The 20,072-nt window shown below is 39.1% G+C and carries 22 protein-coding genes; 8 read left to right on the forward strand and 14 right to left on the reverse strand.

Going from position 1 to position 20,072, the window contains the following annotated elements; genetic code table 11:
• Window positions 1-36: 36 nt before the first annotated feature.
• The 5 genes from iscX to AB669_RS02035 form a co-directional block, all read right to left on the reverse strand.
• Window positions 37-282 carry a Fe-S cluster assembly protein IscX gene (iscX, locus tag AB669_RS02015; RefSeq protein ID WP_047797582.1) on the reverse strand — a complete coding sequence of 82 codons (246 nt, stop codon included), beginning with the start codon at window positions 280-282 and terminating at the stop codon, window positions 37-39.
• Window positions 283-352: 70 nt separating this feature from the next.
• A complete protein-coding gene (locus AB669_RS02020) occupies window positions 353-685 on the reverse strand; it encodes a 2Fe-2S iron-sulfur cluster-binding protein (RefSeq protein WP_047797583.1) in 333 nt (110 codons plus the stop codon).
• A gap of 39 nt (window positions 686-724) precedes the next feature.
• Window positions 725-1,489 carry a Rossmann-like and DUF2520 domain-containing protein gene (locus AB669_RS02025; protein ID WP_047797584.1) on the reverse strand — a complete coding sequence of 255 codons (765 nt, stop codon included), beginning with the start codon at window positions 1,487-1,489 and terminating at the stop codon, window positions 725-727.
• 1 nt (window position 1,490) lies between these two features.
• Window positions 1,491-3,956, reverse strand: a complete 2,466-nt coding sequence (gene ccsA / locus AB669_RS02030) for a cytochrome c biogenesis protein CcsA (RefSeq protein ID WP_047797585.1) — start codon at window positions 3,954-3,956, stop codon at window positions 1,491-1,493.
• 4 nt (window positions 3,957-3,960) lie between these two features.
• Complete coding sequence (locus AB669_RS02035) at window positions 3,961-4,392, reverse strand: cytochrome c maturation protein CcmE (RefSeq protein WP_047797586.1); 432 nt, start codon at window positions 4,390-4,392, stop codon at window positions 3,961-3,963.
• Window positions 4,393-4,713: 321 nt separating this feature from the next.
• Here AB669_RS02035 and AB669_RS02040 point away from each other — a divergent pair, with 321 nt between their 5' ends.
• Window positions 4,714-6,318 carry a Na+/H+ antiporter gene (locus AB669_RS02040; protein WP_047797587.1) on the forward strand — a complete coding sequence of 535 codons (1,605 nt, stop codon included), beginning with the start codon at window positions 4,714-4,716 and terminating at the stop codon, window positions 6,316-6,318.
• A gap of 79 nt (window positions 6,319-6,397) precedes the next feature.
• Here AB669_RS02040 and AB669_RS02045 read toward each other — a convergent pair whose 3' ends face one another.
• The 4 genes from AB669_RS02045 to AB669_RS02060 form a co-directional block, all read right to left on the reverse strand.
• The gene (locus AB669_RS02045; protein ID WP_047797588.1) at window positions 6,398-7,819 is read right to left on the reverse strand and encodes a Glu/Leu/Phe/Val dehydrogenase; all 1,422 of its coding nucleotides are present in this window, start codon (window positions 7,817-7,819) and stop codon (window positions 6,398-6,400) included.
• Between the two features lie 132 nt (window positions 7,820-7,951).
• Window positions 7,952-8,170 (reverse strand): CcmD family protein, encoded by a 219-nt coding sequence (locus tag AB669_RS02050; protein WP_047797589.1) that lies wholly within the window; start codon window positions 8,168-8,170, stop codon window positions 7,952-7,954.
• Complete coding sequence (ccsA, locus tag AB669_RS02055) at window positions 8,170-8,832, reverse strand: cytochrome c biogenesis protein CcsA (RefSeq protein WP_047797590.1); 663 nt, start codon at window positions 8,830-8,832, stop codon at window positions 8,170-8,172. Before ccsA (AB669_RS02055) ends, AB669_RS02050 begins: the two co-directional genes overlap by 1 nt.
• A 38-nt stretch (window positions 8,833-8,870) precedes the next feature.
• Window positions 8,871-9,536 (reverse strand): heme exporter protein CcmB, encoded by a 666-nt coding sequence (locus tag AB669_RS02060; RefSeq protein ID WP_047797591.1) that lies wholly within the window; start codon window positions 9,534-9,536, stop codon window positions 8,871-8,873.
• 163 nt (window positions 9,537-9,699) lie between these two features.
• On the opposite strand from AB669_RS02060, the gene AB669_RS02065 reads away from it, so the two are divergent.
• Genes AB669_RS02065 through AB669_RS02075 form a run of 3 tightly spaced genes read left to right on the forward strand, consistent with a single transcriptional unit; the run spans window position 9,700 to window position 11,128 of the window.
• Window positions 9,700-10,179: a methylated-DNA--[protein]-cysteine S-methyltransferase gene (locus AB669_RS02065; RefSeq protein WP_047797592.1), complete on the forward strand. Its 480-nt coding sequence runs from the start codon at window positions 9,700-9,702 to the stop codon at window positions 10,177-10,179.
• 1 nt (window position 10,180) lies between these two features.
• Window positions 10,181-10,576 carry a hypothetical protein gene (locus AB669_RS02070; RefSeq protein ID WP_047797593.1) on the forward strand — a complete coding sequence of 132 codons (396 nt, stop codon included), beginning with the start codon at window positions 10,181-10,183 and terminating at the stop codon, window positions 10,574-10,576.
• A gap of 48 nt (window positions 10,577-10,624) precedes the next feature.
• A complete protein-coding gene (locus AB669_RS02075; RefSeq protein ID WP_047797594.1) occupies window positions 10,625-11,128 on the forward strand; it encodes a lipocalin family protein in 504 nt (167 codons plus the stop codon).
• Here AB669_RS02075 and AB669_RS02080 read toward each other — a convergent pair.
• The 4 genes from AB669_RS02080 to AB669_RS02095 are packed head-to-tail and all read right to left on the reverse strand — an operon-like array spanning window position 11,118 to window position 13,563.
• Entirely contained in the window at window positions 11,118-11,528 is a 411-nt protein-coding gene (locus tag AB669_RS02080; RefSeq protein ID WP_047797595.1) for a hypothetical protein, read from the reverse strand. The two genes, AB669_RS02075 and AB669_RS02080, sit on opposite strands and share 11 nt — an antisense overlap.
• A 28-nt stretch (window positions 11,529-11,556) precedes the next feature.
• Window positions 11,557-11,892 (reverse strand): gliding motility protein GldC, encoded by a 336-nt coding sequence (gldC, locus tag AB669_RS02085; protein ID WP_010602534.1) that lies wholly within the window; start codon window positions 11,890-11,892, stop codon window positions 11,557-11,559.
• A gap of 55 nt (window positions 11,893-11,947) precedes the next feature.
• The gene (locus AB669_RS02090) at window positions 11,948-12,217 is read right to left on the reverse strand and encodes a hypothetical protein (protein WP_047797596.1); all 270 of its coding nucleotides are present in this window, start codon (window positions 12,215-12,217) and stop codon (window positions 11,948-11,950) included.
• Window positions 12,217-13,563 (reverse strand): DEAD/DEAH box helicase, encoded by a 1,347-nt coding sequence (locus AB669_RS02095; RefSeq protein WP_047797597.1) that lies wholly within the window; start codon window positions 13,561-13,563, stop codon window positions 12,217-12,219. The genes AB669_RS02090 and AB669_RS02095 overlap by 1 nt, the downstream gene beginning before the upstream one ends.
• A gap of 119 nt (window positions 13,564-13,682) precedes the next feature.
• Here AB669_RS02095 and AB669_RS02100 point away from each other — a divergent pair, with 119 nt between their 5' ends.
• Entirely contained in the window at window positions 13,683-15,017 is a 1,335-nt protein-coding gene (locus AB669_RS02100) for a dihydroorotase (protein ID WP_047797598.1), read from the forward strand.
• 15 nt (window positions 15,018-15,032) lie between these two features.
• Entirely contained in the window at window positions 15,033-16,157 is a 1,125-nt protein-coding gene (locus tag AB669_RS02105; RefSeq protein WP_047797599.1) for a DUF3810 domain-containing protein, read from the forward strand.
• Here AB669_RS02105 and AB669_RS02110 read toward each other — a convergent pair.
• Complete coding sequence (locus AB669_RS02110; protein WP_047797600.1) at window positions 16,117-16,698, reverse strand: tRNA-(ms[2]io[6]A)-hydroxylase; 582 nt, start codon at window positions 16,696-16,698, stop codon at window positions 16,117-16,119. The two genes, AB669_RS02105 and AB669_RS02110, sit on opposite strands and share 41 nt — an antisense overlap.
• A 149-nt stretch (window positions 16,699-16,847) precedes the next feature.
• Between AB669_RS02110 and AB669_RS02115 the strand changes: the two genes are divergently transcribed.
• Both AB669_RS02115 and hscA read left to right on the forward strand, forming a co-directional pair.
• The gene (locus tag AB669_RS02115; protein WP_047797601.1) at window positions 16,848-18,071 is read left to right on the forward strand and encodes a glycosyltransferase; all 1,224 of its coding nucleotides are present in this window, start codon (window positions 16,848-16,850) and stop codon (window positions 18,069-18,071) included.
• A gap of 74 nt (window positions 18,072-18,145) precedes the next feature.
• The gene (gene hscA / locus AB669_RS02120) at window positions 18,146-20,002 is read left to right on the forward strand and encodes a Fe-S protein assembly chaperone HscA (protein WP_047797602.1); all 1,857 of its coding nucleotides are present in this window, start codon (window positions 18,146-18,148) and stop codon (window positions 20,000-20,002) included.
• Window positions 20,003-20,072: the final 70 nt, after the last annotated feature.

Consider the following 20,072-nt stretch of genomic DNA (forward strand, 5'->3'; position numbering starts at 1 on the left):
AAGGGAAGGACTGTTACAGTCCGATCAAATCCGGAGTTAATCTTGATTGTCTCTCCACTCGTAAACCCAGGCAGATTGAATTTGCTCCAGATGACCTTCATTACTTTCTTCCCGGGTTCCTTTAAAGTTTGGCAAGGTTAAAACCCATTCTAATAAGTCGGTAAAACGAATACGGTAGATTTTAGTTTCACCAAATTCGTCTCCAAATTTTTCATATAAAGACATTGCTATGTCTTCGTAATCATTCCAGTAAAACGGTAAGGCAAATTTATCGTTGTTCATGTTTGTTTTGTTGTAAAGTTGAATGTTTGTTTAGTATGGTTCTCGAATAAAGGCTAAAGATGCGAGTGATTTAGTGACCCATAAATCCAGACTGATCTGGAATGGTAACTTCAATGTCTCCATCAATTACGATACACTGGCAGCCTAATCTTGAAGTAATTCTCGGACGAACAGCCCTGTCTATAAAATCTTCTTCCTTATCTGAGATTTCCTGAATGTTATCCATTCCTTTGGTTACGTATACATGGCATGTACTGCAACCGCAAACCCCGCCACAGTTGTGTTGTAAATCAACACCGTTGTCAAGGCAAACATCTAAAACAGATTCTCCCGCAGCAATAGGCAATTCTATCGATTCGTGATCTGCTTCTTCAAAATTTATTTTTAATTTAAAAATGCTCATAATATAATGCAAAAGTAATAAGCAAAAGCGGCACTTACGCTATTTATGTATTATTTTAATGCTATTGCTTAAGGTTTGATAAATTTCCTGCAAGTGAGGAAGGTTATTAAGCATACTTAAATGCTTGTTTATAGTGGTTTCATCCCTACGTACAGATGGACCAGTTTGAACATCAAAAGGCATATTCGACATTACTTTATCGGCAGTTTCGCTGATCAATGGCCTCATGATATCAAAATCAAGTCCGCTTTCTTTTAAAACCTTTGCTGCTAATACGTAAAGGTGATTTGGAAAATTACAGGCAAAAACTGCCGAAAGATGCAACACCTTTCTTTTTTCACCATCTAATTGGTAAACCCGGCTGCTTAATCGTTCTGCTAATGCAATCAGAATGCTTAAATCATCATCATTGCTACTCTCCAAACAAAGGGGTACATCGTCCAATGAAACCAATCTGCTTTTTGAAAAAGTTTGTAAAGGATAAAACACCCCTACCCTTTTTAAATACCTTGACAAAGATTTAAGGTCAGTAGTACCCGAGGTATGAACAACCAACCCACTTACTTCAGTAAGCGATTGAGCAACCTGTTCTATCGCATCATCTTTAACGGAAATGATGTATAAATCGGCATTACGAACAACTTCAGATAAATTGGAGATACCTTCGGCTCCGACTTGTTCGGCCAGTACACATGCATGCTCAATGTTTGGACTGTAAATCTGTAATAGCCTTTCACCAGCCGCATCAAATGCTTTGGCTAAATTTGTTGCAACATTCCCCGAACCGAGTATAACGATATCCATCTTAAGCTAGTTTGGCTTCTTTTCTTCTTCTGAAAATTGAAAGTAAAAAGCCTACAACCATAACAATTGTACCTGCCCAGTAAAGGTTAATGAATGGAAATTCTATCGCTTTAAAAACCACCCAGTCTTTAGCCTGCTGTGGCTTTTCAAAAATTTGAAGCTCCACTTTCTTCTCATCAGGCAGAACCTTCGAAAAACGGAATTTTAAGTCCAATTCGTCCACTTTCCGGGCAAAATCGAAAGTGTTGTTCCCCTTGATTAAGAACATCGGCTCAGCATTATAAACTTTGCCTGCCGAGTTAATTTCCAATGGCAATCCCACTGCGTAGTCGCCTTGTGCCAGTACTAAATCTTTGGCCTCTGGTTTATTGTTTAAAGCTTTTACAGTTACTACACCACTTGAGGTGTGAATGGTATCACCCGCCGAAACTTTCACAATGCGTGGCTCTTTATAATTCTCATCGTCCGAATGTCCTTCGTGATCATCATGCGATGCTGTCTTTATGGCCGCACTGGTAATATGCGTATACACATCATATGTTAAATAATGCTTGGTATCAGGCGATGCAATTAATCCCATTTTCTCATTATCCTGAACGTGCGGATGCAAATCGAAATCTTCTTTAACCTTACCTTCCTTGTCTACAATCTTAAAATTAAGGGTGTAAATGGTATTAGGTGCTACTGTTGTGTCTGTTGTATAAGTAACAGTGTATTTGCCCATTTGCTTAGGCTCGTTCTTATACAACATAATGTTCTCACCTGGCTTTTCAGTTTTTTCAAAATCTTTAACAGGAATGAAATTATTCGCATTAATAGAAATTGGTTTATTGGTAGCCGCAGATATTAAGGCGCCCAATATCAAAAAGGCAAAACCTATATGTGCAATTGCCGAACCGGCCAGTTTAACTTTGCCACCAAAAGCCTGATATAATACGGCGGCATTGGAAAGCACGGCAAATAAACAACTGAAAGTGATGAGGATATACATGGTATTGGTATACACATCTGTAACGTACACCAATCCTGCCGTTAAAACAATAGAAAACAATACTACTGAAACCAGACTACTGTAAAACTTCCGTGGATCTGTACGTTTATATTTTAGGTACTGAGAAAACCCCGAAATAAGTGTAATCAACACCGCAAATGGCGCTTGCCACTGATTATAATATTTTACTGCATCGATAGGCGGAGAGAAATTTGTTCCAAAGGCCTTATTAAATACCGGAACTGATGTGGAGAATATAACCTGAATGCAGGCAATGGTTACCACAAGTGCCCCGATAAACATCCAGAACTCGCGCGAATACGTCTCTTCATCCTTTGTAGTGATTGGCAATTCTTTCCACCGCCAGATAACTAATCCGATAGCTAGAACAGCAAAAACTACGTTGTACAGGATTAAATGCCCAAACATACCCATGTCGGTAAAGGAGTGAACTGATGTATCACCCAGAATACCACTTCTGGTTAAGAAAGATGCATATAATACCAAAAGGAAGCTTAGAAAAACAAGTGCAATAGCAGTGAAATAGGCATGACCGGTATTTTTATATGCAATCATCACGTGCACTGCCCCGATTAAAGTCAGCCAAGGAATCAATGATGCATTTTCAACAGGATCCCATGCCCAGAAACCACCAAAATTAAGTGCTTCATACGCCCAGAAAGAACCCATAATAATGCCTGTACCCAACACCATAACTGCAAATAGCGTCCATGGCATGGCTGGCTTAATCCACTCTTTATATCTTCTTTGCCACAAACCCGCAATTGCATAAGCAAAAGGAACCACCATACTGGCAAAACCAAGAAATAAGGTAGGTGGGTGGATCACCATCCAGTAATTTTGGAGCAATGGATTTAATCCCCTGCCGTCTGTAATAAACTTCAGATAGCTGGCAAAATTTTCAGGATTGGCAAAAACCACAGGTGCCATCGATTTCAAATCAAGAGATTCTCTTAAAAGAATGAAAGGGGAACTGCCAATACGTTCTCCAAAAATCTCCACACCCAAGAGCATTGATGTTAGAAAAACCTGAGAAAAGGCAACAACAGTCATTACCGGACGCTCCCACGTCTTGGCTTTCCAGATTAACAGTGCACCTAAAAAAGACTGCCAGAAAGCCCAAAGCCAAAAACTTCCCTCCTGACCTTCCCAAAAGGCAGAGATGATAAAGTAAACAGGCAACTGTTTCGAAGAGTGCCAGTAAACGTAGCTGTATTCGTTATAATGTCCTAAAACAAGATAAAAAAGAATGGCGCCGATACCGATTATACTGGCCCAGTTCACCAAAAATCCAATTCGGCCAAGGTTTCTCCAGGAATTATCGTTTAAGTTTTTTTCGCGACTAGCGTAAAAATACGCGATGGCTGATAATAACGATGCGCTAAACGCCAACACAATAAAAAACTGACCGATTTTACCCGGCAACAGGTTTTCGCCTACAAATTGAATGTCCATTAAATTAATTATATTTTTCGCCGTATTTACCTACTGTATCCGCCTTACCATCTTTATTAATCTCAACAAGATTATCGTTGTACTTAGATGGGCATTTCATTAATATTTTTGAGGCATAGAATTTGTCCTTATCCATTTTTCCGATAAGTACTAGCTTTTCAGATTTTTCGAAATCCTGGGGCTTCGTTCCATTGTATACAACTTCCCGAACCTCACCTTTTTCATCTTTCATGTGGAAAGCAAAATGATTGGCATCTTTTGCAGCATCATAATAGGTACCCATAGACTTTTCCCAGTAACCCATCACATGCTCTTCTTTCTGAGAGGCAGCAGCCTCTTTAAAATTAGAATACGTATCAGTGTTTGCGTTTAAACTAAAAAGAATTCCAACAGAAATCGCAATGGTAATGAGACCAATTATTGCACTTTTTTTCATTTTATATGTTATTGTAAAAGCTGGCAACAAAGATAGAAAAATAGCCTTAGCAAGCGTTCTTTTACATTTTTCGTGTCGTTATATTGACAATTAACTGATAGTTGGGTAGTAGGAATTCAGCTACATCACACTATTTATCTATGTTCTTAAAGGGAATATTGAACCTCGGCAGAAATGGCCACAAAATCTCCTTGATATTTAATCATAGATCACATCTTTCCTGGCTTCATATAACAACCGGGCAAAATCACCGATTTCATTTCCGTTTCCCAAATAATATCTATTTTTTTGTTATAATTATTCAACCGATACAAACTGCACATGCTACACGACAACCTGGTCCTTATTCTTGTACTTCTTCTGGGCGTAACCCTTCTGGTAATGTTAGGCCAGAAAATAAAAATTTCTTATCCCATATTTCTGGTTATGGCCGGTCTAATCATTGGCTTCATTCCAGGTATGCCGCAAATTAAAATCGATCCTAACATTGTTTTTCTATTATTCTTACCTCCTTTGCTCTATGAAGCTGCATGGTTTACCTCATGGAAAGATTTCTGGGAATATAAAGGCGCCATTTTCCTCATGGCGGTTGGACTGGTTTTTATTACTTCCGTAGCAGTTGCATATGCATCTGTAGCTTTTATACCAGGGTTTACCCTGGCTCTCGGCTTCCTGTTAGGCGGAATCATTTCACCTCCAGATGCAGTAGCTGCAGCAGCCGTTTTAAAAGGGATGAAAATACCAAAGGCAGTTAGTTCTTTGTTGGAGGGGGAAAGCCTGGTAAACGATGCATCCAGTTTGATTGTATTTAAATTTGCACTGGCAACTGTGACCACAGGTAGCTTCGTATTGCATGAAGCGGCCGTAAGTTTTGTTTCAGTGGCTGGATTGGGGATCGTAATCGGGCTGGCAATCGGAGGAATATTTTATTGTATACACAGATGGCTACCAACTAATGAAAACATAGATACCGTACTTACATTACTCACCCCATATTTTATGTATGTGGTAGCCGAGCATTTTGAAGCATCGGGGGTAATGGCTGTGGTATCAGGCGGTTTATTACTTTCGAGTCAATCACATGTAATCCTAACCCCAAATTCCCGAATCAAAACGGTTTCAGTATGGTCGGCACTTACTTTCATGCTTAATGGTGTCGTTTTCATCCTGATAGGATTAGCGCTGCCGGATATCGTACGCGGCCTCGGGCCCGATTACCCGATGATGACTGCAGTAGGTTATGGCGTAGGAATTAGCTTTCTTGCTCTTATAGTAAGGTTTATCTGGCTCTTTTCGACAGCCAACATCACTAAGGTTTTTAACAAAAAAACCCGCGTCAGATATCAGGATTTAACCTGGCATTCATCCCTTGTAATTGTTTACGCAGGTATGAGAGGTGTGGTATCACTCGCAGCAGCGCTCTCCATCCCGGTTATGATTTCTGAACAGATTCCATTTCCATTAAGAAACCTGATATTGTTCATTACATTCGTAGTAATCTTCGTAACACTTGTTTTACAAGGACTTACACTGCCGTTTTTCATTAAATTACTCAAGATACCTGAAGCCAAACACAAGTTATCAGAATCAGAACAAAGCAACCAGATTAAGTTGAAGTTGCTGGACTTATCACTCGAAAAACTTCAGTCAGACTATCAGCATCAGTGTACCCACAACGAACTTATGGTAAATTTAAAGGCCGAACTTCAGCATTCATTAGTGGAAAAGAAGGATACCATACAGGCTTACAAACGTGGGGATATCGATAAAGAAGATTTAAGTGCCTATAAAAAGATCGTACTCGAACTCATAGAGATCCAGAGAAATGAACTTCATCACCTTAAACACAACAAAAATTTCGACGATGAAATTATCAGAAAAGAAGAATGGAGACTAGATCTGGAAGAGTTGGGAATAACTTCTTAGACATTTTTTTTACATAAAAAAATCCCTTCAGATAAATGATCTGAAGGGATTTTTCATTTTTAGCATCTGCTATATGTGGTTACGGCCAAACACCGAGATTCATGTAAGAAACGGCAATTTTATCAATTGAATTCACAAAAGCAGCAGTTCTAAGGGTCTGCGTACCTGGCTTATTTTTCAAAGTTTCACGAATTTCATGGTAAGAATGAATCATCGTATCCTCTAATCCCGAATTTACCAGTTCCATTTCCGAAGCGCCCTTAACAATCATTAGCCTATGCTCTGGAAGGATCGTTTTTCCTGTTAAATTCTCTAATGTTGCAATTAAGTTCGCATTTGAATTAGCTGCATAACGGTTCTCCATACGGCCGAATGCCACGTGTGAAAGGTTCTTCAACCACTCGAAATAAGATACAGTAACACCACCGGCATTGCAATACATATCAGGAATAATGATACCACCCATTTCAGTGAAAATAGCCTCAGCTTCCGGTGTGGTTGGTCCGTTCGCACCTTCAGCAATAATTTTAGCCTTAATGTTACGGATATTGCTTTCAGTAAACTGATTTTCTAATGCTGCAGGAACGATGATATCACAATCTTGCTCTAAGCCCTCCATTGAGTTTTTAAAATCAGTTGCACCAGGAAAACCTAAAATTGAACCTGTATTTTTACGATGTGCAAAAACCTCGTCAACATTTAAGCCGTTAGGGTTATAAATTGCACCTTCAAATTCACATAGGCCAACAATAGTTGCACCAAATTCAGCAAGAAATTTAGCAGAGTGGTAACCAACATTTCCTAAACCCTGAACAATGACTCTTTTATCACCTAAACCGGCTTTTAATCCAATTTTAGCCATATCTTCAGCAACGTCTACACATTCGCGCACAGCATAAGCTACACCACGTCCCGTTGCCTCTTTACGTCCGCGTATCCCATGCAATGCAATAGGTTTTCCGGTTACGCAACCCAGTGCGTCAAGCTGACCAGGATTCATGGTCATATAGGTATCGGCAATCCAGCTCATTTCACGTTCACCAGAACCATAATCTGGTGCCGGAACATCAATACCTGGGCCAATAAAGTTTTTCTTGATTAATTCTGTGGTATAACGACGGGTAATTGTTTCCAATTCCGCTACGCTATATTGTTTTGTATTAATTTTAATACCGCCTTTTGCGCCGCCAAAAGGGACGTTTACTATCGCACACTTGTAGGTCATTAACGCTGCAAGCGCCATCACCTCATCCTCATTTACCATCTCGCTGTAGCGGATACCACCTTTGGTTGGACTCATATGATGCGAGTGCTCTACACGCCAGGCATCGATAACTTCAAAACCATTTCCACGGCGGATTGGAAACTGAAAACGATAAACACTATTACACGCTTTGATCTGGTTCAATAAACCTTCCGGATGATTGGTAAATTGAGCCGCACTGTCAAAGTTCTTGCATACATCAGCAAAAAACTTGTTCTCGTCTGCTAGATTAGCCATTTTTTATTTTTATGAATTAAGTATGCTGCAAAATTGCCTAAAAAAAATGCATATATCCAAATGGAAAAATACTTAGTGTAAAGCACACACCAATAGAAAATGTTTTAAAAAATGGCTTTAAACAGTTTAAACTTAGTTTTTAGGAAAGTTATCTTTCTCTATTTTTTTTAATCTTTTATCGATCGAGAAAAGATAGGCAAGCAAACCAACAAGAATGATCACAATACACGTTACCACAACGTAAATTTTACCATCGCTACGTAACTTATCGGCCATTTCTACACCATTATCCTGCGCAAACAATTGTAAACCGGCAAGCATTAATATAAGTGAAAATAATATCTTTTTCATTAATTGTTTTGTTGTTTGTTTTCTATTGAACGTAGTCTGAAACGGATCGTGTAAACCCAGTACCCTATTAATATCCAGCCTAAACATGCTGGATAAAATACCATACGCATTCTGCTATCTAAATCATAACTGTTAAATCCCGGGTTTCCGCCATTCCCCGGATGAAGTGAGTCTTTTAATCGTGGCAAAACGAAAAGCAAAACAACCATCATCGGGAATGCAAAAATATTGTAGATGGCAGAAATCTTCGCCCTTTTCTGTTCTTCATCTATTGCATTGCGAAGGATTAAATAAGCGAAATACAATAGCACCGAAATGGCAGCGAAATTCTGCTTTGGATCAAAACTCCAGAATTGTCCCCATGTATATTTAGCCCATACTGCGCCGGTTACCAAACCTAAAAGCCCGAAAATAATTCCGGCGTTAACACTTTCTACGGCTTTGATATCATCGGCTTCGCTTTTCGTACTTAGAGATTTTATACTATAAAATACAGAAATAGAGAATAGCACAATCATGGCAAACCACATCGGTACGTGAAAATACAGGTTTCTTATTGATTCATTTAAGATTGGTAAACGTGGTACACCAAGTAATAAACCTGCAATTGCAGTATAAATGACTAATACCGAACCTAAAATTTTCCACCAGATTTTATTCATATAAATATTAATTTTCAATCACTCGTTCTATCATTTATCTAGTCCCTCCAAAGGTAAGGAAATAACAATAAAGAGGTCGCAACCGTTAATACATTTACAACAAGCAACATTCCTATTTCATCATAACTATTTTCCCAGGGCAATCCATCAACTGCATTTTTCGCTAGCTTAATAAGTAAAATCAAAACCGGAATAATGATTGGAAAACTTAGGATTGCCATCAACATGCCTCCATTGCCGGCTTTACTGGCAATTGCCGAAACCATGGTAAAAACAGTCGAAAAACTAATACTGCCAATTACAACCGCAACATAATACAACAGCAAGTCGGGTGGCGTAAACGTGTCAAAAACAAGTGTGTAAAACCCCAGCGCAATTGTTGTTAAAACAAGCATTAATAAGATATTGTAAACCGTTTTGGAAATTAAAACGGCAGAAGGACTGGCGAGAATATAACTATACAATTGTTGTCCTTTGGTTTCCTGTAAAAAACTTTTCGAAACGCCATTAATTGAGGCAAAAAGCATAATTACCCAGAAGAGAGCATTCCACGCCAGCTTATCACTAAGGCTTACAAATGAAAGATAACAGGTAAAAATCGTAGAAACTACATACAACAAAACACCATTAATAGTGTATTTGGATCGCCATTCTAACAGTACTTCCTTATGGATTAAATATTTAACCTCTTTGGCCAGTTGCATAACCGCAAATATACTTTTATTGACAAATATTGGATGCAAAAATTGTAGGATTGTTGTAATATTGTTTAAAGTTTCAACCACAGATATTGGCCATTGAAACATAGAATATAACGAAAATTGTGACACCCTATTCGGCAGTCTTTGTATTAATGCGGCATAACCTATGAAATATGCATCGATTATAGCGTCGCCAATTGGCAACATTACCATCTTTGCTGATGATGATTTTGTATACAGCATCACTTTCGCTGAGATAAAAGCTGAAGACCTGATTGAAAATAAGCTGACAAGAAACGCTGCCGCGCAATTAAATGCATATTTTGATGGTAAATTAAAAGATTTTGATTTACCAATAAAGCAAAAAGGAACTGAATTCCAACAAGATGTTTGGCAAAACTTGCTCACTATCCCCTATGGAGATACTACATCATATGCTAAATTCTCTGCACATAAGCCGTTAGCCATCAGGGCAATTGCAGCAGCAAACGGAAAAAACGACATTGCCATAGTAATTCCCTGCCACCGCGTAATCGGCAGTAACGGTAAACTTGTAGGGTATGCAGGTGGCTTATGGCGTAAACAATGGCTTTTACAACACGAAAGCGAAACGGAACAAAAAGGACAAACAACACTTAAATTTTAAAATGAATCACCCATCAACTCAAGCCGGTATACCAAATTACATAAAAGCAATACGCCTGATCAATATCAAAAATGATGAATGTGATTTTGAGATAGGGAGAATTCCAATCAGGCAGCACATAAACACCAGTTACTTTTTCGCACAAACAGATACTTCTTTGCAATATTCATCACATCCGGCACCACGAAGGCAATATGTAATAACGTTAAAGGGTAAATTAAAATTCACGGTTACCGATGGACAAACCTTTATCCTGGAGCCCGGCATTATCCTGATTGCCGATGATACGCAGGGAATTGGCCACACCTGGGAAATTGTTGAGGGCACTGAATGGGAAAGGATCTATCTTCCATTAGATGAAGATGCAGATGATCATTTTGTAAAGGATACTGTTTAAATCCGTTAAAGTCGCTATTTCGTACATAACATTAAACCTGTTGATGCTATGAAAACGATTTGCTTTACTCTTCTTGTACTTTTCTCCTACCTGCCAATGGAGAAAAATGTACCCGTGGCTAAACTTGATTTGAAGAAATATTCAGGAACGTGGTATTCTCTATACTCCATACCAACCATTTTCGATAAGGGAAGTAGAGAAACTACCACAAAATATACCTTAAATAAAGAAGGCTACTATAATGTAGTAACAACATATAAGAAGGCCAACGATGAAAAAACCTATTCCAGAAACTCAAAGATGTTTCCATCAGAAGAAGGAAATAAAGGCGAATTACAGGCACAATTTGTATGGCCGATAAAGGTAGATTACTGGATTATAGAACTGGCCGACGACTATTCTTATGTAGTAGTGGGCCACCCCGACCATAAATTTCTATTCATCATGAGCCGCAATCAGACCATGCCGGCAAAGACCCATGATGAAATAGTTGCCCGTTGCAAGGCAAAAGGCTATGATGTTGCTAAGCTTACCGCTCAGTTTAAAGGTTAGTTTCGGATGTAATTTTTTCGCCTCGTTTAGTACTGAATAACATAAAGATTACCCCTACCAAAAATACAATCCAACCCCACTGGAAGTGTACAACTTTACCGATCAACTTATTTGCGAAACCATATTTTGTATAGTTATTTGCTGTGAAATATACAGCTACAACAGCCAGAATATACCATATCGTCATTACAAAACTCATAAACTTAAAGGCTCCGGCCTTCCTTACAAAAAGGAAAAGGACAGAAAGGGCAATGATTACGAAAGTAATCAGGAACAACCTGGCATCAGACTGATATAAATTCCAGTTACCTTTAATCGGAACTTTTAACATCGGGCAAAACGCAGCAATTACACAAAGTAATATACCCAACCAGGCCCTGAATTTGTTTAACACTAACATAGATATTTGGAGTTTTTTAATTTAACAATTACTGACCCTCTATGATGCCCATTTTCTCCGCGAAGTGTGCACAGTAATCGCGCAAATCTTCTACAATCAAGGTCTCATTTGTAGCCTTCAAAAAGCTATCGCCCATAGTCTGCAAAGTCTCGTAAAAGAAACGTTTCATCTCATCAACAGGCATATCTTTAGTCCAAAGATCAATTTTTAATGTATTTTTATAGTTATGATCCCAAACCGATAAGAACATTGCTTTCGCAGGTACTTTATCGGCATTTCCAGAATCAGTACTTTCCCAAAGAATATTATCTGGGTTATTGGCCTCGTCTAACTCAACTGTTAATTTTATTTCTGCTGTTTTCATTTTAATTTTTTACAACTGCAAAGATGATGATTTTAGTAAATAATCACCCTTCACCTCATGCTACTTTTTGTAATATTACCATCAGGATTACCGTTATCAAAATGAAAACCGACTCAATAATCCAGATTCTTTTCAAACTTTTTAAGGTAAAACGGAAAATCAAATCCGTAATGAAAGTAACCAGAACCAAACACCCCAATATAAGCTTATAAAAACCACTCATATCAAAGGGCTGATTTCCGCTACGCGTTTGAAATAAACTAACCATTAAAAAAGCAAACGCAATGGAGCTTACGATATTCAAAGGTGTTACTCTAAACTTCATTATTTTTTCTTATCGAAACGTTTGCCCTTTTTAAAAGATTTTATCTGCTTGCCCGCCTTTTCTTTGGCCTTATCCCTGGCTTTTTGCTCAATTACCTTTGCATTCTTTTTTTCGTGAAAAGCTCCCCTGAAATCAGGGTCGTCCTTCCTTTTCTGCATATCGATTTCACGTGCAATATGCTGCCTTTCTTCGTAAGGCGTTTCATCGATATATACACCTACAGGTATATCAGTAACAGGAATCTGCTGACGGATTAACTTTTCAATTTTTTTGATATAATAAAGTTCAGCATCAGTAGCAAAAGTAATGGCATCGCCTTTAGCAAAAGCCCTCCCTGTTCTTCCAATTCTATGAACATAATCCTCAATAATAATTGGCACATCAAAATTGATAACATGGCTTACATCGCTTACATCAATCCCTCTGCTGGCCACGTCCGTAGCTACCAAAACCCTGATATTACCCTCTTTAAAACTATTTATCGAATTGATCCGAGTATTCTGCCCCTTATTCGCATGTATTACCCTAACATTTTCCGCGCCATACCTCCGTTCAATAAAACTGAAAATATTATCCGCAACCGTTTTTGTTTTACAAAAAATAATCAAACGGCTAAAAGCCTCATCATCTTTAAGCAAATACTGCAGCAGGTTAATTTTGGTTTTGAAATTCGGAACATGATACAACGTTTGCGTAACATTCGCTGCTGGTGTTGCCTGCTGCGAAGTTTCAATTATAGTTGGATTCTTTAGAAAATCCCCGGCAATCTTTTGAACCAGGTCGCTCATCGTTGCCGAGAATAATAAGTTCTGCCGTTTACGGGGAACAATTTCAAGTATCCGGTGGATCGAACCAATAAATCCCATGTCCATCATTTTATCTGCCTCATCCAGCACCAAAAATTTCAGACTTTGTGTATTAATGTCACCGGCAAGGTATAATTCCAAAAATCTGCCTGGGGTAGCAATCAAAATATCAACACCCTTTGCAATCTGCTCTTTCTGTGTTTTTGGTCCGATTCCGCCAAAAATCACCAGCGAACGCAAATCGGTATAAGTTGAAAATAACTTCACCTGTTCAGCAATCTGCATGGCCAGTTCACGTGTAGGAGACAAAATTAATGCCCTTGGGTTTTCACCCTGAGCATATTTCAATTGCATTAATATCGGCAATACGAAAGCCGCAGTTTTTCCAGTTCCTGTTTCAGCAATACCGAAAATATCCTGTCCCGATAGTACCGGACCGATAGCCTTCTCCTGGATAGGCGTCGCAATGGTATAACCTGCATCGGCAACTGCGTTTAAAATTTGCCTGTTTAACTTAAATTCCTCGAACGATTTTGCCATAGCCTGCAAAGATAGTGATTAAGGTTGAGGGTTTGAACTCTCCTTTTGCACTACCAAACCCTGCTACATTTCTAAAATCTCACATCTAACTTCTCAAATCTATTTTTAACTTTGAACCTATGAATACTTACCTGATAAAAGCCGCCACAATTGTAAATGAAGGGCAGAAACTTGTTGCCGATGTATTAGTACAAGATGGATTGATTGCGAAAATTGGTCAAAACCTCTCCGCAAACGGTGCAACTGAAATTAATGCAGAAGGACAATATCTTTTACCAGGAATGATTGATGATCAGGTACATTTCCGCGAACCAGGGTTAACCCATAAAGCAGATATTTTCACTGAAAGCATGGCTGCTGTTGCGGGAGGTATAACATCCTTCATGGAGATGCCCAATACTATTCCCAATACCTTAACGCAGGAACTATTGGCCGATAAATATGCAATTGCAGCAGAAAGTTCTCTGGCTAACTACTCATTTTATATGGGAGCAAGCAACGACAATATCGAAGAGGTACTTAAAACAGACCCGAAAAATGTTTGTGGAATAAAGGTATTCATGGGATCATCAACCGGAAATATGCTGGTTGATAACGAAAAGACACTGGAAAACATCTTTAGCAAAGCGCCGATTTTAGTAGCTACCCATTGTGAGGATGAGGCAACCATCCGCCATAACCTCGTGCAATTTAAAGCTAAATACGGTGACGACTTAACCATTGATATGCATCCGCTTATCCGCAGTGCCCAAGCTTGCTATAAATCTTCATCCTTAGCTGTTGAACTGGCAAAGCAATATCAAACCCGCCTGCATATCCTTCATATCTCTACAGCAAAAGAAATTTCATTGTTCGATAACACTATCCCATTGAAGGATAAGAAGATTACTGCGGAAGCATGTGTGCATCACCTTTGGTTTAACGATGCTGATTACGCAACTAAGGGTAATTTCATTAAATGGAACCCAGCTGTAAAAACTGCAGCAGATCAGGATGGTATTCTTCAGGGTGTACTCAATAACAATATCGATGTGATAGCAACCGACCATGCACCACATACGCTGGAAGAGAAAAATCAGCCATATGCTCAGGCACCTTCAGGAGGCCCCTTGGTTCAGCATGCACTTCCTGCTCTTTTGGAGATGCATTTACAAGGGAAGATCTCGCTAGAGAAAATTGTCGAAAAAACAGCACATAACCTGGCAATATGTTTTGATATTGAAAAGCGCGGCTTTATCCGTGAAGGGTACTGGGCAGATTTAGTATTGGTTGATTTGAATGACTCATGGAAGGTAACAAAGCTGAATAACTTTTACAAATGTGGATGGAGTCCGTTTGACGGAGATACCTTCCAGGCAAGCGTTACACACACTTTTGTATCAGGAAACCTGGCTTATCAAAAAGGCAGGTTCACCACCGATCAGATCGGTAAGCGATTAACTTTTGCAAGATAGATTTCTTGATAATCAATGATAACCCGCCCATCATTAAGAAAGTCATTTATTTTAATAACGCTGGCCGTTCTCACGTATCTGCTCAGCTTCTTTCCCCATCTTGTCAAAAAATATTACAGCCTAGGCATTTACCCTTACATTTCCTCAGCTCTTCGCTTTGTTTCCGCATTTTTTCCCTTTGCATTAGGCGATATTGTTTATATGGCGCTGATTGGCTATGTATTGTATAAAATCGTCAGGTTTTACCTAAACCGTAAAACATTAGGGATTAAACACAGAATTATAGTTCCGCTACAGGTTTTAAATTTCTCGTTAATCCTTTACATCCTGTTTAAACTATCATGGGGGTTAAACTACAGCCGACCGAGCGTTAGCGAGGAGCTAGGCATAGGAAATGAGAAATACAGCCTTAAAGAATTGGTTTTATTGGGTGATTATTTTGTGAGTAAAACAAATATGTTAAAGCTCAAACAAAATAAAAACATGGTCTATACCGTAAAAGACCTGGAAAATAACTCAGCCTCAGCATACAACTTAATGGAACATAAAAATCCATTATTTAAATATCCTTACCCCTGTTTAAAAGCAGTTTCAAGTGCCTGGCTAACCAGCAAAGCAGGTATTGAAGGCTATTATGCCCCCCTAACAGGTGAGGCCAATATGAACATGGCCCTCCCCGATTTTGTAAAACCTTATGTGTCCTGCCACGAAATTTCGCACCAGTTGGGAATTGCCTACGAGGATGAAGCCAATCTTTTAGGTTATTTAACCGCAAACAATAGTCCTGATGTGAATTACCAATATTCGGCCAATTACGAAATGTTGAGATATATCTTATTTGAAATCAGGATGAAATCTCCTGATGATTATAAAATCCTGCATGATAAACTCTCGGCTGATATTTTAGCTGATTTTAAAACCGAAAAAGAATTTTGGCGAAAATACAACGGACAGATGTTCGGCTACATGGATAAAGCATTTGATAGCTTTTTGAAAATGAACAACCAGCCAAAGGGAACGGATAGTTACCAGGATATTGTAATCTGGTTATGGAACCTGCATAAATCCGAAATCACTAAGCCCAAAAATCTCGAATCAACTATCCATGTATCGCTTCTCTCGTCCCGAAGCTCTGAATAAGCTCCCCCTCAAACTCCAGCCATTCCTTCCACCGTTTATCTACATCAACATCAATAGCATACTTCCGTGCAAAATTTAAGAAAGTAGTGTAATGTGTCGCTTCAGAAACCATTAGTTCGTGGTAGAATTTTGCCAGTGCCTCATCCTTAATATTTAGTGAAAGTACCCGAAAACGCTCACAGCTTCTGGCCTCAATCATCGCGGCAAATAGCAGCCTGTCGATAAATGCCTGATTACGGCTACCATCTTTCTTGCTAAATTTCACCAATCGGCCAACATAATCATCCTTACGCTCACGGCTCAAAGTATAACCACGTTCTTTAATAATCTCAATAACCATCTGGAAATGTTGCATTTCTTCAATTGCAATAGCCGTTAGCTCATCAACCAGATCCTGATGCTCAGAGTTTTGGGTTATTAAGGTAATCGCATTGGTAGCAGCCTTCTGCTCACACCAGGCATGGTCAGATAAAATTTCCTCTAAATTAGATTCAGCAATATTTGCCCAACGTGGGTCTGTCAACAACTTCAATCCTAGCATCTGGTATTATCAATTAAGGTGCAAAATTAAGAATATTTAACATAAATTTAATACGTCCTGGAGATTAAGATGGTATAGCTTTTAATCTGCGAAAATCACATTTATCTGCGGGAGCCAGAAAAAAGCACTTATTTTGTGGCTACATAAATATGGATCTGAAAAAATTATTGATTATTGGATTAGTATGGCCTGAGCCGTCTTCGTCGGCGGCAGGAACTCGGATGATCCAATTGGTCGATTTGTTTTTAAGCAAAGGATATCTGGTCACTTTTGCATCCGCTGCATCTAAAGGTGAATTCAGTTATGATTTCACAGGAATGACAGTAACTGAACAGCATATCAAACTAAACGATGAAAGCTTTAACCGCTTGCTGAAAGAATTAAATCCTGATGTAGTGCTGTTCGATCGCTTTATGGTGGAAGAACAATATGGCTGGAGAGTACAACAAGAATGCCCCTGGGCGATGCGCATATTAGATACAGAAGATTTGCACTTTCTTCGCAGTGCCCGTCAGATCGGCAGAAAAAAGCAGGAAGCCCTGAATTTGCATAATGATGTTGCAAAGCGCGAAATAGCTTCGGTACTACGCTGCGATATATCATTGATCATCTCTGAAGAGGAAATGAAAATCCTTAAGGATAAGTTTAATATCGATCCCACTATACTACATTACCTCCCCTTTCTCGAAAAAGAAATTACACAAGAAGCCATTCAAAAATGGGTGCCATTTGATGATAGAGCCGATTTTATCTTTATTGGCAATTTTCTGCACGAACCAAACTGGAATACAGTTCAAACGTTGAAAACAAAGGTGTGGCCTCTGCTCAGAAAAAAGCTGCCGGGAGTGGCCATGAACATTTATGGCGCATATGCTGCTCAAAAAGCTTTGCAATTAGATAACAAGAATGAAAAGTTTTTTATTCGTGGCCGCGCAAAAAACGCCCAGAAAGCCATAGCCAGGCACAGAATATTAATTGCCCCTATCCAGTTTGGCGCAGGGGTAAAGGGCAAGTTTATCGATGCCATGCACACCGGAACGCCATCAATAACCACAACAACCGGCGCCGAAGCCATGAAAGGCGACTTTGAATGGTGTGGATTTATTGAAGATAATCTGGAAATATTTGTTGACAAGGCGGTTGAGTTGTATTCGAATCAAAATATATGGCTGTCAGCTCAGGAAAAAGGTGTAACTATTATCAACAACCGCTATAGCGCCGCTACTTTCGCCGATAGATTTATTGCTGAAATAGAAAAACTGGATTTAACCGCTCACCGGCAGAAGAATTTCATAGGACAAATCTTAAATCACCATACACTACAAAGCACAAAATACATGTCGCTATGGATTGAAGAGAAAAACCGGAAGTAATTAAGTGTCACCAAAACCTGCCAACTTTACAACATTCCAACAATTTTGAGTGAACTATTACGTAAATTCGCCCCATGGCGAAAATATCGATTAACCTGGCCACAGGTTCATTACAGAAAGAAGAAATCATTGTTGGTATCGACTTAGGTACAACAAATAGTCTCGTAGCATTTATTAATCCTGAAAAAAATCCACAGGTGATAAATGATGCAGGAAAAGGAATACTGGTTCCATCAGTGGTTTACTTCAATAATCAAAACGAAGCTGTTGTAGGAAATGAAGCAAAGGAATTCTTAACAACAGATCCAGCAAATACTATTTTTTCTGTGAAAAGATTGTTAGGCCGTTCTTATAAAGATGTGGCCGAACACAAGGATATTTTCTCTTATAAAGTTATAGATGATGATACCGATGCGCTGGTGAAAATCCAGGCAGGGAATCGTTTCTATACCCCGATAGAATTATCGGCAGAAATATTAAAAGAACTTAAAGCAAGAGCTGAACACGCATTAAAAACACCTGTTAACCGGGCGGTTATTACTGTTCCAGCCTACTTCAACGATAGTCAGCGCCAGGCTACACGTGATGCTGGAAAACTTGCAGGATTGGATGTAATGCGAATCGTAAATGAGCCCACAGCTGCAAGTCTGGCTTATGGGATAGGTCTCGACCCTAGTGAGCAAAAAACGATTGCTGTGTACGATTTAGGCGGCGGAACTTTCGATGTCTCCATCCTTCAAATTCAAAACGGCATTTTTGAGGTCTTGTCCACCAATGGAAACACTTACCTGGGAGGCGATGATTTCGACCGTGCAATACTAAACTATTGGCTGGAGAAAAACAATCTTGAGCTAAGCACAGTAGCTAAAGATAATATTTTAATGCAAACACTGCGTTTGCAGGCAGAAGCTGCGAAAAAAGCATTATCAAACCAGAATTTATATAACGAAAAGGTTGGTGAAATTTGGTGTACGCTTGATAAACAAACCTTTGAGCAACTAATTTCAGCAAAGGTGGAAGAAACCATTACTGCTTGTAAAAATGCTTTAACGGATGCTGAATTAACAGCTGCCGCTATTGATGAAGTAATTTTGGTTGGCGGCTCCACACGTACGCCATTTGTAAAGCAGGCCGTAGAAAATTTCTTCGGTAAAAAACCACAAGATAACATTAATCCTGATGAAGTAGTAGCATTAGGCGCCGCTATCCAGGCGGACGTTTTGGCAGGAAACCGCTCTGATATTTTGTTGCTTGATGTTACCCCCCTTTCATTGGGTATTGAAACTATGGGAGGACTGATGGACGTGATTATCGCCCGTAACAGTAAAGTGCCTACCAAAGCCGGTCGCCAATATACTACATCTGTCGACGGACAGGTAAACATGAAAATTTCGGTTTATCAGGGGGAACGCGATCTGGTAAAAGAAAATCGTAAACTCGCTGAATTTGATCTCAAAGGAATCCCCGCAATGCCTGCAGGTTTGCCGAAAGTAGACATCAACTTTTTGCTTAATGCAGATGGAATTCTAACTGTTCAGGCAATTGAATTACGTTCCGGAGTGAAGCAGGAAATTGAAGTGAAGCCAAGTTATGGTTTGAATGATGATACAGTGGAAAAAATGCTTATAGACAGTATTACCCACGCTAAGAGCGATGTAGAACAACGTATGCTCATTGAAGCCCGTAGTGAAGGAGAGCAACTGCTATATACAGCTGAACGTTTCATCGAAAAACACCAGGAATATTTAATAACCGAAGAGATCGCTGAAACAAAAGTTCACATCGAAGCACTAAAAACCGCATTAGCCTCGCAGGAAAAAGATACTATCCTTAAAAAAGCCGATGAATTAAATGAATTCACACGCCCTTTCGCAGAACGTGTAATGGATGCAGCCATCTCTACGGCCATGAAAGGTAAAAAAATAGAGTAGTAGGATTAAACCTCCATAAATCCTTTTCTTACCATACATCAAATGTCGCAAATCTTAAATCAATTACTTT

The sequence above is a fragment of the Pedobacter sp. BMA genome (assembly GCF_001027745.1).
Classification (GTDB): Bacteria; Bacteroidota; Bacteroidia; order Sphingobacteriales; family Sphingobacteriaceae; genus Pedobacter.

What these genes read in the sequence shown, in the direction of transcription:
- AB669_RS02090 (WP_047797596.1), bottom strand. Translation starts at nt 12,217, where the DNA reads ATGAAGTTTAGAGTAACACCTTTGAATATCGTAAGCTCCATTGCGTTT.
- AB669_RS02075 (WP_047797594.1), top strand. Translation starts at nt 10,625, where the DNA reads ATGAAAACGATTTGCTTTACTCTTCTTGTACTTTTCTCCTACCTGCCA.
- AB669_RS02045 (WP_047797588.1), bottom strand. Translation starts at nt 7,819, where the DNA reads ATGGCTAATCTAGCAGACGAGAACAAGTTTTTTGCTGATGTATGCAAG.
- AB669_RS02110 (WP_047797600.1), bottom strand. Translation starts at nt 16,698, where the DNA reads ATGCTAGGATTGAAGTTGTTGACAGACCCACGTTGGGCAAATATTGCT.
- AB669_RS02065 (WP_047797592.1), top strand. Translation starts at nt 9,700, where the DNA reads ATGAAATATGCATCGATTATAGCGTCGCCAATTGGCAACATTACCATC.
- hscA (WP_047797602.1), top strand. Translation starts at nt 18,146, where the DNA reads ATGGCGAAAATATCGATTAACCTGGCCACAGGTTCATTACAGAAAGAA.
- AB669_RS02080 (WP_047797595.1), bottom strand. Translation starts at nt 11,528, where the DNA reads ATGTTAGTGTTAAACAAATTCAGGGCCTGGTTGGGTATATTACTTTGT.
- AB669_RS02060 (WP_047797591.1), bottom strand. Translation starts at nt 9,536, where the DNA reads ATGCAACTGGCCAAAGAGGTTAAATATTTAATCCATAAGGAAGTACTG.
- AB669_RS02040 (WP_047797587.1), top strand. Translation starts at nt 4,714, where the DNA reads ATGCTACACGACAACCTGGTCCTTATTCTTGTACTTCTTCTGGGCGTA.
- iscX (WP_047797582.1), bottom strand. Translation starts at nt 282, where the DNA reads ATGAACAACGATAAATTTGCCTTACCGTTTTACTGGAATGATTACGAA.
- AB669_RS02020 (WP_047797583.1), bottom strand. Translation starts at nt 685, where the DNA reads ATGAGCATTTTTAAATTAAAAATAAATTTTGAAGAAGCAGATCACGAA.
- ccsA (WP_047797590.1), bottom strand. Translation starts at nt 8,832, where the DNA reads ATGAATAAAATCTGGTGGAAAATTTTAGGTTCGGTATTAGTCATTTAT.
- AB669_RS02100 (WP_047797598.1), top strand. Translation starts at nt 13,683, where the DNA reads ATGAATACTTACCTGATAAAAGCCGCCACAATTGTAAATGAAGGGCAG.
- gldC (WP_010602534.1), bottom strand. Translation starts at nt 11,892, where the DNA reads ATGAAAACAGCAGAAATAAAATTAACAGTTGAGTTAGACGAGGCCAAT.
- AB669_RS02095 (WP_047797597.1), bottom strand. Translation starts at nt 13,563, where the DNA reads ATGGCAAAATCGTTCGAGGAATTTAAGTTAAACAGGCAAATTTTAAAC.
- AB669_RS02070 (WP_047797593.1), top strand. Translation starts at nt 10,181, where the DNA reads ATGAATCACCCATCAACTCAAGCCGGTATACCAAATTACATAAAAGCA.
- AB669_RS02105 (WP_047797599.1), top strand. Translation starts at nt 15,033, where the DNA reads ATGATAACCCGCCCATCATTAAGAAAGTCATTTATTTTAATAACGCTG.
- AB669_RS02035 (WP_047797586.1), bottom strand. Translation starts at nt 4,392, where the DNA reads ATGAAAAAAAGTGCAATAATTGGTCTCATTACCATTGCGATTTCTGTT.
- AB669_RS02025 (WP_047797584.1), bottom strand. Translation starts at nt 1,489, where the DNA reads ATGGATATCGTTATACTCGGTTCGGGGAATGTTGCAACAAATTTAGCC.
- ccsA (WP_047797585.1), bottom strand. Translation starts at nt 3,956, where the DNA reads ATGGACATTCAATTTGTAGGCGAAAACCTGTTGCCGGGTAAAATCGGT.
- AB669_RS02050 (WP_047797589.1), bottom strand. Translation starts at nt 8,170, where the DNA reads ATGAAAAAGATATTATTTTCACTTATATTAATGCTTGCCGGTTTACAA.
- AB669_RS02115 (WP_047797601.1), top strand. Translation starts at nt 16,848, where the DNA reads ATGGATCTGAAAAAATTATTGATTATTGGATTAGTATGGCCTGAGCCG.